This is a genomic window from Bacillus sp. 41-22 (genome assembly GCF_025809295.1).
Classification (GTDB): Bacteria; Bacillota; Bacilli; order Bacillales; family Bacillaceae_G; genus Bacillus_A; species Bacillus_A mycoides.
The window spans coordinates 2,612,339-2,629,160 of sequence record NZ_CP084035.1; the positions used below are offsets into that span (position 1 = coordinate 2,612,339).

Annotated in this window: 16 protein-coding genes and 1 riboswitch; of the genes, 4 read left to right on the forward strand and 12 right to left on the reverse strand. The window is 31.3% G+C overall.

Going from position 1 to position 16,822, the window contains the following annotated elements; genetic code table 11:
* Positions 1-83 precede the first annotated feature (83 nt).
* The 3 genes from LCF45_RS13230 to LCF45_RS13240 all read left to right on the forward strand — a co-directional run bounded on the left by LCF45_RS13230 (position 84) and on the right by LCF45_RS13240 (position 1,317).
* Positions 84-296: a hypothetical protein gene (locus tag LCF45_RS13230; protein WP_002127657.1), complete on the forward strand. Its 213-nt coding sequence runs from the start codon at positions 84-86 to the stop codon at positions 294-296.
* 202 nt (positions 297-498) lie between these two features.
* Positions 499-954: a MarR family winged helix-turn-helix transcriptional regulator gene (locus LCF45_RS13235; RefSeq protein WP_078203305.1), complete on the forward strand. Its 456-nt coding sequence runs from the start codon at positions 499-501 to the stop codon at positions 952-954.
* A 171-nt stretch (positions 955-1,125) separates the two neighbouring features.
* Positions 1,126-1,317 carry a hypothetical protein gene (locus LCF45_RS13240; RefSeq protein ID WP_000369808.1) on the forward strand — a complete coding sequence of 64 codons (192 nt, stop codon included), beginning with the start codon at positions 1,126-1,128 and terminating at the stop codon, positions 1,315-1,317.
* Positions 1,318-1,355: 38 nt separating this feature from the next.
* Here LCF45_RS13240 and LCF45_RS13245 read toward each other — a convergent pair whose 3' ends face one another.
* The 9 genes from LCF45_RS13245 to LCF45_RS13285 all read right to left on the reverse strand — a co-directional run bounded on the left by LCF45_RS13245 (position 1,356) and on the right by LCF45_RS13285 (position 12,316).
* Positions 1,356-1,493 (reverse strand): hypothetical protein, encoded by a 138-nt coding sequence (locus tag LCF45_RS13245; protein WP_002127659.1) that lies wholly within the window; start codon positions 1,491-1,493, stop codon positions 1,356-1,358.
* A 39-nt stretch (positions 1,494-1,532) separates the two neighbouring features.
* On the reverse strand, positions 1,533-1,715 hold the full coding sequence (locus LCF45_RS13250) for a hypothetical protein (protein ID WP_033708104.1): 183 nt from the start codon (positions 1,713-1,715) through the stop codon (positions 1,533-1,535).
* Positions 1,716-2,816: 1,101 nt separating this feature from the next.
* Positions 2,817-3,584 (reverse strand): DUF3959 family protein, encoded by a 768-nt coding sequence (locus LCF45_RS13255; protein WP_002013140.1) that lies wholly within the window; start codon positions 3,582-3,584, stop codon positions 2,817-2,819.
* 210 nt (positions 3,585-3,794) lie between these two features.
* Positions 3,795-6,176 carry a pPIWI_RE module domain-containing protein gene (locus LCF45_RS13260; RefSeq protein ID WP_002127661.1) on the reverse strand — a complete coding sequence of 794 codons (2,382 nt, stop codon included), beginning with the start codon at positions 6,174-6,176 and terminating at the stop codon, positions 3,795-3,797.
* Positions 6,177-6,507: 331 nt separating this feature from the next.
* Positions 6,508-7,194 (reverse strand): thiaminase II, encoded by a 687-nt coding sequence (gene tenA, locus LCF45_RS13265; protein ID WP_002032475.1) that lies wholly within the window; start codon positions 7,192-7,194, stop codon positions 6,508-6,510.
* A 124-nt stretch (positions 7,195-7,318) separates the two neighbouring features.
* A riboswitch (TPP riboswitch) is annotated at positions 7,319-7,424 on the reverse strand.
* A gap of 73 nt (positions 7,425-7,497) precedes the next feature.
* A complete protein-coding gene (gene ddlB / locus LCF45_RS13270; protein ID WP_002013134.1) occupies positions 7,498-8,412 on the reverse strand; it encodes a D-alanine--D-alanine ligase in 915 nt (304 codons plus the stop codon).
* Between the two features lie 4 nt (positions 8,413-8,416).
* Positions 8,417-9,865 carry a MocR-like pyridoxine biosynthesis transcription factor PdxR gene (locus LCF45_RS13275; RefSeq protein WP_002185703.1) on the reverse strand — a complete coding sequence of 483 codons (1,449 nt, stop codon included), beginning with the start codon at positions 9,863-9,865 and terminating at the stop codon, positions 8,417-8,419.
* 96 nt (positions 9,866-9,961) lie between these two features.
* Positions 9,962-10,987: a homoserine dehydrogenase gene (locus tag LCF45_RS13280; protein WP_263894880.1), complete on the reverse strand. Its 1,026-nt coding sequence runs from the start codon at positions 10,985-10,987 to the stop codon at positions 9,962-9,964.
* Between the two features lie 87 nt (positions 10,988-11,074).
* Complete coding sequence (locus tag LCF45_RS13285) at positions 11,075-12,316, reverse strand: esterase/lipase family protein (RefSeq protein ID WP_263894881.1); 1,242 nt, start codon at positions 12,314-12,316, stop codon at positions 11,075-11,077.
* A 279-nt stretch (positions 12,317-12,595) separates the two neighbouring features.
* Here LCF45_RS13285 and LCF45_RS13290 point away from each other — a divergent pair, with 279 nt between their 5' ends.
* Entirely contained in the window at positions 12,596-12,937 is a 342-nt protein-coding gene (locus LCF45_RS13290) for a DUF3914 domain-containing protein (RefSeq protein ID WP_002127670.1), read from the forward strand.
* Between the two features lie 75 nt (positions 12,938-13,012).
* Here the strand turns inward: LCF45_RS13290 and LCF45_RS13295 are convergent, their stop codons facing one another.
* The 3 genes from LCF45_RS13295 to LCF45_RS13305 form a co-directional block, all read right to left on the reverse strand.
* Positions 13,013-13,684, reverse strand: a complete 672-nt coding sequence (locus tag LCF45_RS13295) for a lipoprotein BA_5634 family protein (RefSeq protein ID WP_002127671.1) — start codon at positions 13,682-13,684, stop codon at positions 13,013-13,015.
* Between the two features lie 69 nt (positions 13,685-13,753).
* The gene (locus LCF45_RS13300) at positions 13,754-15,685 is read right to left on the reverse strand and encodes an ABC transporter permease (RefSeq protein ID WP_002168255.1); all 1,932 of its coding nucleotides are present in this window, start codon (positions 15,683-15,685) and stop codon (positions 13,754-13,756) included.
* Positions 15,660-16,430, reverse strand: coding sequence for an ABC transporter ATP-binding protein (locus LCF45_RS13305; protein WP_002127673.1), 771 nt, complete (start codon positions 16,428-16,430; stop codon positions 15,660-15,662). The genes LCF45_RS13300 and LCF45_RS13305 overlap by 26 nt, the downstream gene beginning before the upstream one ends.
* Positions 16,431-16,822: the final 392 nt, after the last annotated feature.

The window sequence follows — 16,822 nt, forward strand, 5'->3', positions numbered from 1 at the left end:
TTATTTATTTTTAAAACGCTTTGTAAATTCTTTTATTTAAATGTATATTTATATAGAAAATAAAAATTATAGGAGCAATATCTATGGAGAAAGTACATACTTATTACAAACATTATTTAAAAAATTGGAGATTTATGTTCATTTGCATATTACCTGCTGTTGCTTTATTATACACTTTCGATGTCATCTTTGAACTACTGTTCCACCAAGATTTCTACTTGTCTAATTTAATATCTGCCATAATATTATTTTTATTATTTATTAATATTAAAGATAAGTTTCAAGTCAAAGATTAAAGAAATTTATGATAACTTCTGTTTTAATTTTGAATACTTTATTTTTGAAAGTGCTCTGCTTTATCAAAAGGTGATGCGACGTTCATCACCTTTTTTTATTTCTACAAAATGAATTTTTTATTAGGTTTTTTATCAATATCGTTTATTGACTTTCCCTACAATTTTATTTTGAATTATTTTAAAATGAAAGGAAGTTATTACTTTGAGTCTACATAAACAAGGTATCAAACAAGCCAGTGAAATTGTCCATTCATTTGTAAAAATAAACAAAGAAATTATAAAGTTTACTCATCAAAACGCTTCTACGTTAGGATTAACAGTTCAACAAATGGGCATCTTAAATTCAATTTATGCAACTCCTAATACTACTCTTAAAGATATCTCAGAACGCCTTTCAGTTCCTAAAAGCACAATGAGTGTAAATGTAGATGAGTTAGTTAATTTAGAATTAATTGAGCGAAAACAATCACATGAAGATCGTAGAGAAATACAATTAAAAGTAACAACAAAAGGACAAGAAATATCTAAGAGATCCATTGAAAACTCTACTTCTTATAAAGCAATGGAACTAGCACTAGAACAACTGTCTGAAGAAGATATCCAAATCTTATTACGTATCCATAATGACTTACTAAATTCTCTACAACATTTTAAATAATTCGTCTCAATCATTTTTCAAAACCAATCTGATTTTTTGTTTTTGATTTATGAAACAGCTAGCTTTTGCTAGCTGTTCTTTTTATGGTTCTTTATCATTCTCTTGAGATTAAATGACTAGAACAAGCATACCTTGTCATATGTTTTAAAAAAGATAAGGGACGTGACAACATTGGATAACAATAACAATCAATTTGTTTTTCATACAATAAAAAGTTCGGCAATTAAAAAATTTGTAATTATCGACTTAATTACTGGAACAGGAATTTATTGGACCGTAAATTTCATCTCCTCAAGTGCATTACTTGCAATTATTAGTTGTGTTTTGGGAACAAAAAAAATAAAAAAAATGCAACAGTCTTAAAACTCCAAACAAAAATCTATCTGACCAAAATGAAATTTCTATAACAAACCGTTATGTTTCTGCTTGCAATCTTTATAGTAGTTTTTGAATTGGTGTCTTTCCTTTTTAAATGTGCCCTTATATTTCTTTAGAAACTCATCATCCGACATAACTTTCACGTCAACGGTTTCAGGCATTTTCTTCATCCTATTTAATTTCTCTCATACCGTTTCCCTTCACTTGTCCACTTCTTCTTTATCTTCCCAAATCGGTATTTTTTCTTGTCCACCTCTTTTTTTCGGTTGTATATCAAGGGATCTATCCAACTGGTGTAACTCTTCACCAGTTGGGCACGCTTTATTCATTAGCTGAATGACTGTAATAACAACGTCTATCTTTTCGCTCGATGATATCGTCAATTTCGTATGTGACTTGAGTTCGTTATTCTTTTATTAGTCTCATATCATTCATCTACAAGGCTACCTTGATCGCCATATTTAGTGCTTTCGATTAGTTAGCCTCTTTTATATTCCACGTAATTGTGTGATATTCATTATTTTTTTCCCCTTTGCTTCACTGATTAACTGAGTGATTTCATATACACCATATAGAATATATTCCACCAGACTTCACTCCTTGAATACTTTTCAAAAAAACAATACATACTATTTTCAAGCCGCTGTATCCACGGCTGGTACTTCTTTCTTTTGTTACAGCGAAGCAGATAGGTTCTTCACTTATCTGCTTTCTCTGTATATTTTTAAAAACATCGTAAACACTACCTACAAGCTGTTTGAACTATCAACTTCACTCTTCTTGTAATGGGAAAGCAAATTATCACAATTGACTAACTCATTCGACTAACTGGCAGACAACTAAAATTGCTGTCTGCTTTGTGTATGAGATTTTATATTTTACATATACTAGTTTTGAACCTGTAGACCAATACGAGCCATTTTGGTGTTTTGAATTTCCTTTCTTGGGATAAGTATATTTTACTTATCCCTTTTTTATTGTATAGATAAATACACTTAGGTTAACAATAATTACAAGCAGATTTTCTGTTTATTCGTAGTTCTAAACCAAAATGTTTTTCTCCTTTAATGGACAGTAGGTACGACTGCTTGTCCTTTTTTATTTATATTTCATACGCTCTTTTTTGACTGCTTCGAATCACTCTATCCTCTTCATCGAAATAAATAGCCCTAAATAAGAATGACCAATATGCGGTACTATATCTCCATCAAATAAAACAAAGGGATTTTCCAAATAGTCGATGTTTGCAACCATATAAAATAGGCAGTTTCTGATTACCCAGAAACCGCCATACATAAAGATTTGTTAAGTATTAATTTCTTCTCATTACTAAAATGTATTATGTAACTACTAGTAGTTTATATATTTCACTGGATAATTGCTAATAAACATGTGAGAGATAAAAAAGCACACAGAGGAATATATAAAACCCCTTAATGATTTATCAATTCTACGATAAATCATTAAGGGGTTAACTAATTTTACTATGCATTATGCCTATTTCTTCGACGTTCCATCCTTGTTTGTCCTTGGATAGCTTCTACTTTATATTGCGGTTCTTGCTCTATCATTTGATTTGATTGAGCCGGTTCATCATAATTACGCTCATAAATTGTTTCTGGTGTTTTTCGTTTAGAAGATTTCCCACCAAACTTTAATAATTTTATCTTAAACTTTGGTAATCTAGGAATACGAATTTTAAATGTTGGTTTGTTGCGTTTCTTTTTTTGTTTAAATATATTTGTATTTTCAACTTTATTATCTTTTTCTTTTCGATGTAATAACATCGCAAGTAATCCACCTAATATAAGTCCTCCAACTAAAAGGAGAATATATAAGTAATGGCTTGTCATTAAACTAGTCATACGCTCAAGTATGACTAACGACTGTACTTCTTTTATATCCCATAGTAAGGCGGTCCATAATGAGAATAAGCCCAAAGTAAGCCCGTATGTACGAAACCGGAATAAACACGGAATTAACGCAATGCAAGCGGCGATTTTCGCGTTCGCTATTATTGAACTTATTGAAATATCCTGATTCCAAATGACTAACAGTAATGTTATAAATGGTGCATACGCTATCCAGCTACATATACGTGAATATATCTTTTTCGCAAAGTAACTACCGAAACTAGTAAAAAATAAAAGTCCTCCAATAAATAAAGATTGTTCAAGAGGGATTTGCTTTAACATTCCTGCAATTGGAAAGAGGCCGCTCAGTAGCATTAATAATACATCTAATTTCTTCACAATTCCCCATTCCTTTCAAATTTTCTTTTCAATTAATAAAAATCGCTTTTCCATATGATGTAGTTTTTGTATTTCTAAAAAACATCTTAATCCTGTATGTAAATAAAGTAAATACGTAAAAGAAAAGATACATGACAAAGGATAGCCTTATTTACATGAAAAAATGACAAATCCTGCTCATTATTACTAGCAGGATTTGTACACTATTATTTATATTAATATCAATGTATCTTCTTTTTCTAAAATTATTACATCTTCATCTAATTCGTCATTGAATTCTTTAAACTCCCTTGAATCAATATCGGTAGTATAATTTTTAATTAATTTAACCATATGCATTACATACGTATTATGAGTATTTTGTTCTGAGAGCAAGGTTGATTTACAGCACATGTAATGTATCATTTTGGCGATTTCTTCTCTCTCTTCAGATTTTACACCAAGCGGGATAACTTCGAGTATGTACTGCTGTACTATCTCATTACAATCTAATTCGTATGCAGCCGTGCTATAGTAAATTCCCATTTGATCTACAAATAATCTCGTTTCATTCATAACATGTTCTTGGTCTCTAACAATATAGTTCGGTACATCTGAGTTAGTATTAATTCTAATTATGTTTATATCCTCTTTTAAATTTGAGATTATTTCAGGTGAAACCCCAATATTAACGCTTTTATTTTGCAATTCCTCTATCCAATATTTCCTCATATTGGCATCTACAATAAAATAAACTTCTTTATTTTGTTTATGTGCATCTTGTGAAATTTCAACTAATGTTTCTGACATAAATTGTTTAAAACTGACTCCTATATCATTCCTTTTTGATGGTTGTGGTAAAAACACTTTATTATTACCTATATTTAATAAAGTATGATCAATTGTGCCCCATTCTTCTTGACCATATAATTTATATAATATTTCTCTCCCATTTATTTTTGAAAAAATAGGTAAGAAATCATATTTAGACATTTTCTCAATTGATAAATTTACAATTATCCCCGGTAATTTTATCTTATTCCAACTACACTTTAAGAACCCCTTTTGTTCTAACAAACTAAGAATGGCATTAATAATTTCTTTTTTAGATACACTTTGTCCGATAAATAAATTAATAAATGCTGAAATACGTTCCGTTTGAGCGAATCCTTCCCGAATAATTTGCTTTGGATTAATTTTTTCGCGACCATCACAATTTTTTATTGCAATTAATGCTAATTTCATTTCATTTTGCTCACCTGCCGTAGCATGTACAGCTTTTACGACATCGTCTACTAGTTTCTTTTTGTTTTTATGGCTATATTGCATTCTATATGGATTTTGTAACAATTTCCTAATGTTATATCTTACTATTTTTAACAACACCGGATTGTCTGCATTTAATACATAGGAGGAATCTCCGTTTTGAGCTAAAACTATTTTGCTATCTAATAACGCTTGTTCTATCTCTATTACTATATCATCTGACCATACTTCTAACGTAATTGAGTCTAATCCCTTTGGGGCAAATAAAGGTAATAACTCATTCTCATTATTAGTTAATACATTTTCACATTCTGGAAGTAACGTGAAATATGGGCATATTCGTTGGAATTCATTAAAAAGTTCCTCTTTTTCTCTTACTTTTATACCAAATTTTATTTTTGTTCCTTGAACTTTATATATATTTTCGTTATATGGAAGAAGCACTCTTATCTTTGTTCCTCTAATATACTCTTTCGGACATTGGAGAATGTTCTCTAATTTAACTTCTCCCCCTATCCTATAATCATCTTTTAAATTTCTAAAACGTTTAATCCACTTTATTCCTTTTACAGCTTGTTGTACTTTTAACTTTACAAATCTTTGCTTTTTATTATTTGATTCAAATTCAGGAGTTGAAATCAGTATTTGGCTCCGCTTTCGCCCTAAAAGTATAGGGATATCTTTATGATTATATTGTTGATAAAACCTCCTAATCCCTACAGATACTTTTAATAGCGGAATATTCTCACCTCCACGAGTTACGTATTCAAACCGATATACATAAGAGAAATAATCATGTGTTTCTTCATCTTTAATTGGCTCAGACATCGCTTCAGAAACATGTTGTGATCGCAGTGGTGAAAAATATATTTCTTCCTCATTTTTATTTTCCATACGTAAAGGCTGTTCGCAAAAAATATGAGTAATTAGAGCTGGTACCCATTTAGAAAACGTTTTTTTATCATGTAATGCTGGTAAATTACTAATTAAATCATACTGCCATTCTAAATGTGGTGGATCTATTAATTTATTAGGTTTCCAATCATGAATAACCTCATACCAGCTTTGGAAAATATAGTCTAACTGTTCTTGTTTCATTGGTTCTTTTGCTACAATCCAGGGCGTATCTTCCTTTAATATATATGGATTATGCTGAATGAATAATATATCAGAAAACATTTCATACAATCTTTCATTTACAAGTTTTAATTTGCTCGTTAATAAAAATGTTCTATAATGTATCTCTACAATCTCAAGCCATTCAATAGGAAAATAAATATACGATACTTTCTCATTATAGAGGGGTTCTACTATATTTTTAAATGCTAATAACTGTAATTTTTCCATATTATTAATACTTCCTCTCTTAATTTATGTTGATCATGAGTAATACTAGAAAAGATACCAATTTTTTAAGCATTAACGAATCAATTTTTAACCAAGCACATTAAAGGAAATAGCTAAATTACATTTGGTTATACAAATAAAACATTATTAAAATCAAATTAATATAAAGTAACTATTAACATATAACTACCTCCTTATGGGACTTTATATTATAAAATCATTATAATGAATTATTATATTTTTTATCTATGATTTACAAAAAAATTACAGAAACTAAATATAATAAAAGGTATCGCCTCTTTATATAGCGATACCCTTTATACACTCTTAATTAAATAACACCTTTAACTTCTTCATTCACCGGCCATTTTTCTAATGTATATGCCATTTCCCAAAATGAATATTCATATTGACTACTAAAAATAAAATGTTGTCTCATACGATTACGGTCTGCCTCTGTTACTTTTTCAGCGATCGTATCTAATCGTGTGATTTGCTCTTCTACTAGAGTACGGAACCAATCGGATCCATATGCAGAAATCCATTCTTGATAAATTGGCTCTTCTGGTTGACATTCTTTTAATCGTTCACCGATTTCATAATATAACCAATAACAAGGTAAAATAGCCGCAATAATATCTCCTAAATGCCCTTCATAAGCTGCACGATACATATGAGATGTATATGCATATGCAGTTGGCGCAGGAATAAAATTATCTTTTTCTTCTTTTGTAATCCCTAATTTCTTTGCGAAATTCTCATGTAATGATAACTCAGCTTCATACGTATTTTGTGCATGGTGTGCCATACGAGCTGTCGTTTCTAATTCAAGAGCCTTTGCAGCACCTAACGTTTGTACTCTAGCAAAATGACTCAAATAATAAGAATCTTGAAGCACATAATATCGAAAACTAGCTAAATCTAATGTTCCTTCGCCTAGTTTTTTTACAAAAGGATGGTTAAAACTTGCTTCCCAAATTGAATCTACTTCTTTACGTAATGATTGTGAAAAAGTCATTTAATTACCTCCAAATAATGTAAAAAATATACGTATTTATCCACGATTATTAAAGCTGTAAAATAAAAAAACTTTCTTTACAGGCGTAAAGAAAGTGAAATTGACAGTATTTATTCGTTAAATAGCAACGTCTTTCCCACTTCCCTACGCTGGCATTAACCAGATCAGGTACTAAGAGTCTCAAAATTTCATCTGATCTCAGCCTATAAAAGGCCCCCCTAGTGGACAAATATTTAGTTGTCGTATTGTAATTATCATAGCATAATTCGTGGAACTGTCAAAAGAATTAATTATATAACTACCTTAAAAACCTTCTTCTTTCCTTACTTTTAATGAAGTTTCAATTATCATATCTAATAGTTTGCTATAATTAATTCCCGCTGCTTCCGCACTTTTTGGCAGTAAACTTGATTGTGTCATCCCTGGTAATGTATTAACTTCCATTACATATGGAATTCCTTCCTTCACCATCATATCAACCCTTGCATAAACACTACATTTTAATGCTTTATAACAAGCCAGTGACGCTTTATTTACACGTTCCTTTATTTCAGCTGGAAGTTCGATAACTTCTTCAACTGTACTAGTATCATCATATTTTGCATTGTAGTCAAAGAACACAGCAGCATGTCGAATCGAAATGATAGGTAACTGTTGCCCATCAAAAATTGAACATGTAATCTCGTCACCTTTTATATACTTCTCAATTACTACTTCAGAATCCCATTCGAATACAGTTTCCAGCATAGAGATTAATTCATTTTTATCATAGACAATCTTAACTCCAACACTTGAGCCGCCAGAGTTTGGTTTTACCACTAACGGAAATCCTAATTTATCTAACTCCTCAAGCTTTAGATCCTCCATTTTTGTAAGTTCAATCCAATCTGGTGTTTCTACTCCTTCATAACGCAAAATCTTTTTCGAAATATTTTTGTCCATACATATACCGCTAGATAACATATTGCTACCGCTATAAGGAATACCTAAACTCTCTAGCGTCCCTTGAACTGTACCATCTTCTCCGTACTTTCCGTGTAATGCTAGCAATGCAAAATCAATGTCTTTCGCTTTTTCAATTAAATCCATTTTTTCATTTAACGTAATTGGAACGATTTCATATTTACTCTTATCTAAATGTGCAATCATTTCATTCCCAGTCATAATTGATACTTGTTTTTCAGAGGATACTCCTCCCATAATAACGCCAATTCTCATTTTCTCAACTCCAAGTTTCATTTTTTAAAGTTTCACCAATTATTTGAATCCCGCTAACAATTTCCTGTTCTTTCAAACGTGAAAATCCTAATCGGAATGTGTTCGCTCCTCCTCCATCAGAGTAAAAAACATCTCCAGGAGAAAACGTAACTCCTTTCTCATAACACTTTTGTAAAAGTGTGCGGGCTTGAATTTTTTCTTCCAACTCTATAAACAAATGAAGTCCACCGTCTCCAGTCATTCTTTTAAACGGAATGTACTGATTACACGCCCCAACAGCTAACTCATATTTTTTCTTATAAACAGATCTTGCTTTTTTTAAATATTTTTCAAAATATCCTTCATGTAAATATTGAAACAGAACAGCTTGATCTAACGTAGATGTGTGAATGGTTCTGGCTCTTTTAACACTTTCTAAATAATGTATCAGTTCTTTATCTGCAATGATCCAACCTACACGTAAACCAGGGAAAAGTACCTTTGAAAAGCTACTAATATAAATCACATTATTACCAGCCCCTGCAAAAGTTAATAATGGCGATAAATGTGAACCCGAATAACGTAATTCTTCATTAAACCCATCCTCTATAATAGGGATCTTGTATTTTGAAAATAACCTCATCAATTCCGTTCTTTTCTCCGAACTCGTAACAATACCAGTTGGATTATGATAAGAAGGGATTAAATACGCGAAATCAAAATCCTTTTCACGCAAACTTTTTTCTACTTCATTCGTATCAATACCATCATCATTCATATTAATTCCATGAACTTCAAGTCCATGTAAACGAAAAAGCTTCAATGCAGCATGGTGAGTTGGGTTCTCACAAATAACACGCCCTGATTTCTTCGATAAAGAAGATAACACAATATCTAATCCTTCTGTAAATCCATTTGTAATTAGAATATCTTTGTTCGAAATATCTACACCTTTCATTTCCATGTAATGAAGTAAATAATTCATTAACGGTCTATAACCTTTTGCATATCCGTAGTTCAATACGATATCCCCTTCAATGGACATACGAGTAAGAAAAGCTCTTTTGAAATTTTCAACATCAAATAGCTTTTCGTCCGGGGCTATACTATTAAAAACAATCATTCCTTTTTCCCAGCGAACTCCATGCTTCATTAAGTCTAATTCATCCGCTAATGTGGTAACTGTATTAAGTTTATTTTTCCAATCTATTTCAACAGACGAGGTGTTACTTATATCCACCTTCGCAACGAAATTTCCTTTTCCTTTAACTGCATAAATGAGTCCTTCTTGTTCTAAATCCGCATATGCAGAGAGTACTGTATTTCTGCTCACTGATAATAATTCACTTAGTTCCCTTGTTGATGGGATTTTTTGGTCCCCCAACAAATGCCCTTTCATAATCATCTTTTTTAAATAATCCTTTAATTGAATATAAACGGGACGATCTTTTACAACTTTAAAATCTTTAAACAATTTCTTACCCCCTGCAATTATTTTTGCATATTTATTTCATTCTCAAAAGGTCCACTACATATGTATTTTTTATTAATAGCGGTACGGTTATAAAGCCTATAAATCATTTCGATATAAATTGATTACATCTTTTAAAGCAGCAGCTGCAGCTCCGCGTGGATTAGAAGCTCCACCAATTGTAGTGACTTGTCCCATTGTATCTGTAAAGAACGTAATTCCTTTTTCCGTGCCATTTATATTTGCTAACGGATGTTCTTTCTCTAAATTACAAGGTTGTACACTAAGGTTTACTTTTCCATTATCATCTTTATATGCTGATGCAATTAATTTAATTGATTTATTTTGTTCCTTTGCATTTTGAATTTGTTGCGTTGTAACGTGCTCTATTCCGTTTATTTTTATATCTTTGAGTGAATAATCGTTTCCCATTAAACTATTCGTCAAAAGTAATAATTTACAAGCGCTATCCATCCCGCTTATATCTAATAACGGGTTAGTCTCCGCAATTCCTTTATTTTGTGCTTCTTGCAATGCTTCTTCAAACGTCTTATATTCTTCATGCATCTTTGTAAGAATATAATTTGTTGTCCCGTTCAATATTCCTTCTATTTTTTCAATATGGCAACCTGCTAAACTTAGTTGTCCAATGTCTAATGTCGGTAACGCCGCGGCAGTTGCACCGCTATATCGAATGCGTGAGCCTGAAATACGTGCTGCCGTATTCAGTTCACTCCAAGCTGTAACAAGTGCACCTTTTGAAATAGCTACTATATCCATTTGATTTTCAATAGCTTGTTTCATATACTGTTTCCCTGGATTTCCATTTTTAAGATTTGTAGCAGTTGATTCAACCAATACAGTACCATTTATATTAATCGTTCCGCGTTCCTCTGGATAATGTTCGATATATTTTTCAATTGCAGCAGAACCATCACCATACGTCAATAAATCATTAATCTGCAAACCTTTCCCGTTATGTATTGCAATATTTCTTCCTATCACTCCACTAACAACTAACTCAATTCCATATGTTTTATTTATATATAAATATTTTTCGTTTAATAATTTAATAAATTCTTTACCAACTGTCCCATACCCTGATAATACCACTTGAATTTTCATAATATCCCCCCATATTTTTCTACCAAATCCCTCTTTCAATATAATATAAAGCGCCCTCGAATTCCATCGAGAGCGCTTTATTATTATCTATTTCGGTAAGCGTGATAATTTTTCTGCAATTGTTTTATAAAACTCTTGAATATTAGAAAAACCTAACGTGTCTGAAACGCTTAATCCTACCATATCAAGATGGTCCCAATTTGCTTTCGTTTCGATATGATTCCATTTTCCAACCTGTAAAGACTCATTATCATTTGCAGCAATATTAGACGAAGGCGCAATCATAGAATTTGTATTTACTACACCGTCATTTTGCCACCAAGAAGTATCTATTAATGTTCGATTCTCTTCATATCTTGCATAGGAACCTAAGAAAAATGCATTACCCATTAACACTTTATTCATCGTTATATGAGGTAAATGTAAACCTGTTATTGGTGCTGCTTGCGATGCATGTCCACTATAAGATAAGTAATATACATCCGATTGCGTCTTTACCCAATTATTTAACTCCTTTGCTCCATCAGTACTTAAATCCCATTGACTTATATCTTTTGTATTTTCCCAAATTGAACTATTTAAAATACGATCAGTATATTGGAAAAAGGACTCTCCGGCATTCTTTTTTATACCCCATTGATCCAATTTAAAATCATATAATGATAAATTATTGTTTCCACCTAAACTTGCAGCTGTAATGAGTAAATCTTTAACGAACGGCAACAGAAGACTTCCGTCCGCAAGTGTTGTACCGTTATGAGGAGTTGCTAAAGTTGTAACACTATGAACATACGATTTGCCACCTTCAAATAGTGGTGATATCTTTGTGTTCGGATGATTTTTCACATAATCTTTTTCTTCATAACTTCCTTCTTTTAATAACTGCACTAATGTTCTTGTCGTTTGTCCACCCATGCTATGCCCAACTAAATGAACTTTATTTGTTTCACTCCAATTCGGTGCAAATCCACTATAAGTTCTACCAAAACGATTATGTCCATGTTTCTCAGCATGTGCCGCACCGTAGTCTACTATTCCACCGTTAATTTGCGCATATAATTCACATGCACGATCCCAGTTACTAGAAACTGGTCCAACAGCTGCAGTATGTACTGTATAACCATTTCTTTTTAAATCTTCTTGTATATCATGAACACCACCCCAATATTTTACCCCTAGCATTTCCTCTCTACCCCATCCAGCAAATCCATTCACTAAAATGATAGGATAATTATTTTGTTGTCTCTCTTCAGCGTAAGTTGTTTTCGCTGCGAATGAACAAACAGTCACTAATGCGAAAAAACATACTTTTAAAAATAATTTCCCCATACTTTCTCCCCCTCAATAAAACGTTTACATTTATCTTTGAAAAAAAACACAAAATTAGTTTGCAACTTAAACATAATGTAAAGTATTTTATATACGTTGTATATATAGAAAACATATACAAATGTTGATAAATATTAATTCTAGTAAGCATTTACTTTTCATAACACAACTTGTAAATCTGATTATTTGAATTTATAATTAAATATAGTTTCCTCATGTTAAATGGATTTAAAAATCATAAGAAAACTAATTTCATTGCTTGAAAAGGAGGAAAAAAGCATGCAAGTCGGATTAAACATTCATACATTAGCTCAACCTTCTAAAATAACCCCATCTAATCTTGAGCATAATACTATCTCTTCTACTAAGCATGAAGATAAGAAATCTAATGATCTAATCAAATTTGATATTCGTACATCTGAACAAGAAATGAAACAAGCGGATCATAAATTTAGCGAATTAGACTTATGGAAAATGCTAAAAGACAAAGGTGTACCTTTATGGATGATTTTAGAAATGTTACAGAAATTTCGTAAAGAAAAGGAATCTCAAAATGGTTCGGTTCAACATTCAAATGCGATTGAAGAAACGAGCGAGACTCGATTAAATGAAGTCATGTAAACTATGTTATCTGAATGGTCTATAACTAAAAAGAGTTCAAGGTTGATAGAAACTTTATCAACCTTGAACTCTTTTTTAAGATTTTTCTTCAATCGTTAAAAACTGAACTGATACTTCTCCCTCAAAATCTTTAATTAGCTTTCTTACTTTTACATTTTCATTAACCAATGTATTATCTGTCGACATTTTAGGTTTTTCGTCACCTAAAGATTTTTTTAATTGAAGAAGATGCATTTTTGTTTCATTTGCTTTTATTTCCTTATATATATTATTTTTGGATACAATCACATACCATTGCGTTGGATAATTACGCTTGTTACCTATCCAAGCGTCACTATTGTATATGACAGGGACCTCTTTTCCTTCTAATTTAATACTTTTCAAAGTCTTTTCGTCTTCTTGTGCAAACAGTAGAGAACCCTCTTTTGGGAATTTCGGTAACGTATTTACAGGCATAAAATTGGAGCCATTATCTCGTTTACGGAAAACTTTAGCTTTAATCAATGCTTGTGCTGTAGACTCATTTAAAATTAATACCTGTCCGTTTCCATAAGTACCTGTTTTCACAGAAAACACTTCATTTTCTTTCGTAATTTCTTGATAACGATTAATAATTGGTGAAATTTTATTTTCATTTCCAATGATTAATAAACCGTTTGCAGGAAATGGATTCTCCTTTTTAGAACATGCACTAAAACTTATTAATAGTAGTATCGTTAACATAAAAATAGTTAAAGTTCTTTTCATCGCGTTTCCTTTCATCATACAGTTCATTTTTTCCAAATACTTTAATGTAGTCTTACAAGCTAATAAACTCTATTGCTCCATAACCTTATAAAGCTTTTGCAGGTAACGCCAACGGGTTATAAAGAAATATAATACTTGTATACATATAAATGAAATTAAAATAACGATAGAGCTATTAATTATAGAAAAATCGACTAATTGCTGTAATGCCGTATAAGCGACTACAGTATGAATCACTGCAACAACAATCGGTAAGAAGAACATTAATAATAACTGTCTCGTTACAATTTTTTTTAATTCTCGTTTACTTAATCCCATTTTCGAAATCATTTTATATTGCTGTTGATCGCGATCCAAATCAGTATATAATCGGAAATAAATAAAACTAGCAGCGAATGTGAAGAAGACGATTCCGACTAAAACACTTGCCATAAGTAATAATCCATTCGTTTGCTTTGCACTTAACAAATCTATAGTTAAAGCCCGAAATTGAAAATTACCTACTCTAGTATCTTTCTCAAATCTACTAATTAATTCGTTTGAAATTCCCTTCGTTTTCATCCAATCGTCTACAACAAATCCGTAAGTACGATATTGAATGTCTTTATTAACTGGGTCACTAGTAAGAGGTATTCCATCATATACCTGATCTTTAACAGCGATATAAATAGTTCTAGAATCATGTGGTAAAACTAAATTTTCTACGGCTTTTTTCACATGAAATGTCTTTGTCCAATCTCCTTGAATGACTTCTATATTCTTTTTATACTCGCCATTTTTAAATTCTTGTTTTTGTGATACGACTCCAGGAATTAATAAAATTTCATCTTCTTTTTCGATTGTTTCTTGTTGATAGCCTAGTGCTTTAGCAAGATCGTTATATTCACTTAACTTCATTACATCTACACCATTTTCCGTGTATATATATGAAGATGAAGCCATTCGATACGGAATATTAGCATCAGAAAGGTGTTTTTTTATAATAGAAAGATTTTTATTTAATACTTTGTCGTTTTCAAAACTTCCATACAAAAATGTATAGGGATTTGTCATCCTTACCAAATCCCTATTTCCAATTGCAGCTGTTGTACCAATCGCTGTAAATGCAACTGCTGAAACAATAGATACTATAAAAAACATCGTTGCATTATCTTTCATACGGTAAATTAATTCAGAAAATGTTAATATATTTGTTCTCTTTAAAAAGAAAGATTCTCTCCTTTTCGCAAGGTGCAATATATAAACGCTACACTGTGTATATAAAAAGTACGTTCCTATAATTACTAGGAGCACCCCTATTCCAAGCGTAATAAAATTAGTACTTGGGATAAAGCGAAATACTGAAAAATATCCATACCCTATACTAATTAAAGAAAGTAGCGATAATAAAATTGATGCTTTCGGTTCTGGCTTTGGCTTTTCCTCTGCTTGTATAAGTTCCACAAGTTCTGTTACTTTTATCATTTTAAATGTAACGAGCGAAACAATTAAAAATAATAAAAGAAATGTGATGACTGTTAATAATACGGCCTGCACTGGTATATAAAAAGGCAAACCATTACTAATCATTAATACACTTGCGCTTATCAATAAAACTAGTTTAGAAAATACGAGTCCAATTAGAATTCCTATACAAATTGAGCCAAGTCCAATCAACATATTTTCAATTAATAATAATTTCTTAAGCTGTCTCATTGACATACCTTGCATCATTAATATCCCAAATTCTTTCTTACGCGTTTTTAAAAATGAACTAACTGAATATAGAATGAAGAAAAATGAAAATACAAAAATCAAGCCTTGCGAAACTGAAAATCCCAATGTACCAAATGCACTTATTGTTGCACTTGTCGATTTCAACTCACCTTGTAAATCAGGATGAAATAATAAAAGAGCATACGTAAAGAAAATCATAATAGAAAATGCACTACTTAAAAAATGAGCTGCATATGTACGCTTATTACGAAAAATATTATTAAATGCGAACTGACGAAAAGTCATGCCTTTTCCCTCCTAACAAAGAAAGGACATCCATAATCTTTTGATAAAATGCTTGCCTACTTTCACCACAATAAATTTCGTTATATAGTTGACCATCTTTAATAAATATGACTCTGCTGCAAAAACTCGCTGCATACGGATCATGTGTAACTAACATCATCGTAGCTTTTTCTTCTTTATTCAAAGTATCTAGCATCTCCATTACATCATTTGAAGATTTAGAGTCTAAATTCCCTGTTGGTTCATCTGCAAGTAATAATTGCGGCTTATGAACAATTGCACGAGCAATTGCTGTTCTTTGAGCTTGCCCCCCTGAAATTTCAAAAGTTCTTTTACTCAATATATCTGTAATATTTAATTTCTCTGCAATTTCTACAACTCGTTTGTTCATTTCTTGTACAGAAACACCATCTAATGTCATCGGCAATACGATATTTTCCTTTACTGTAAGTGTGCTAAGTAAATTAAATGATTGAAAAACAAATCCTAATTGTTTCCTACGGAATAAAGCCAAATTATCTGATGTCAACTGGAAAGGATTTGTACCATTTATTAATATTTCTCCCGATGTTGGAGAGTCGATAGTAGATACCATATTTAATAACGTTGTTTTCCCGCTCCCTGATGGCCCCATAATCCCTATAAATTCACCTTCTTGAATTGATAAATCAATATCTACCAATGCTTTAAAAGGTACTTTCCCTTTATATACTTTACTAATACTTTTTGCATGTAGAATTTCCATTTATATTCTCCCTTCATTTGCACTTCTCACAATATAGTGTAAATGAATTGTCTTATAGCACATATTGATTCATCTTTCATTTATCTTACACGCTTGTAAGATTTCTAAAAAAACTGATAACAAAACTGTTTTCAAACTATAATTAACGATTATTCATCTTATAATATCTATATAGTAGCATAAAATACAATGCTACTTATTTCTGGTTGCCAGGACACCTTGTAAGCCTATTAAATATATAAATAAAAGTGGGTTTAAGAAACGATTATCATCATTAAAAGTTGCTGTATTCCTTGTATTCTTTATTAGCAACATAAAATATATTATAAAGAATAACTATAGAACTTCAAAACGATGAATAATAACTTATAATTCATAAGTATAATCCAAAA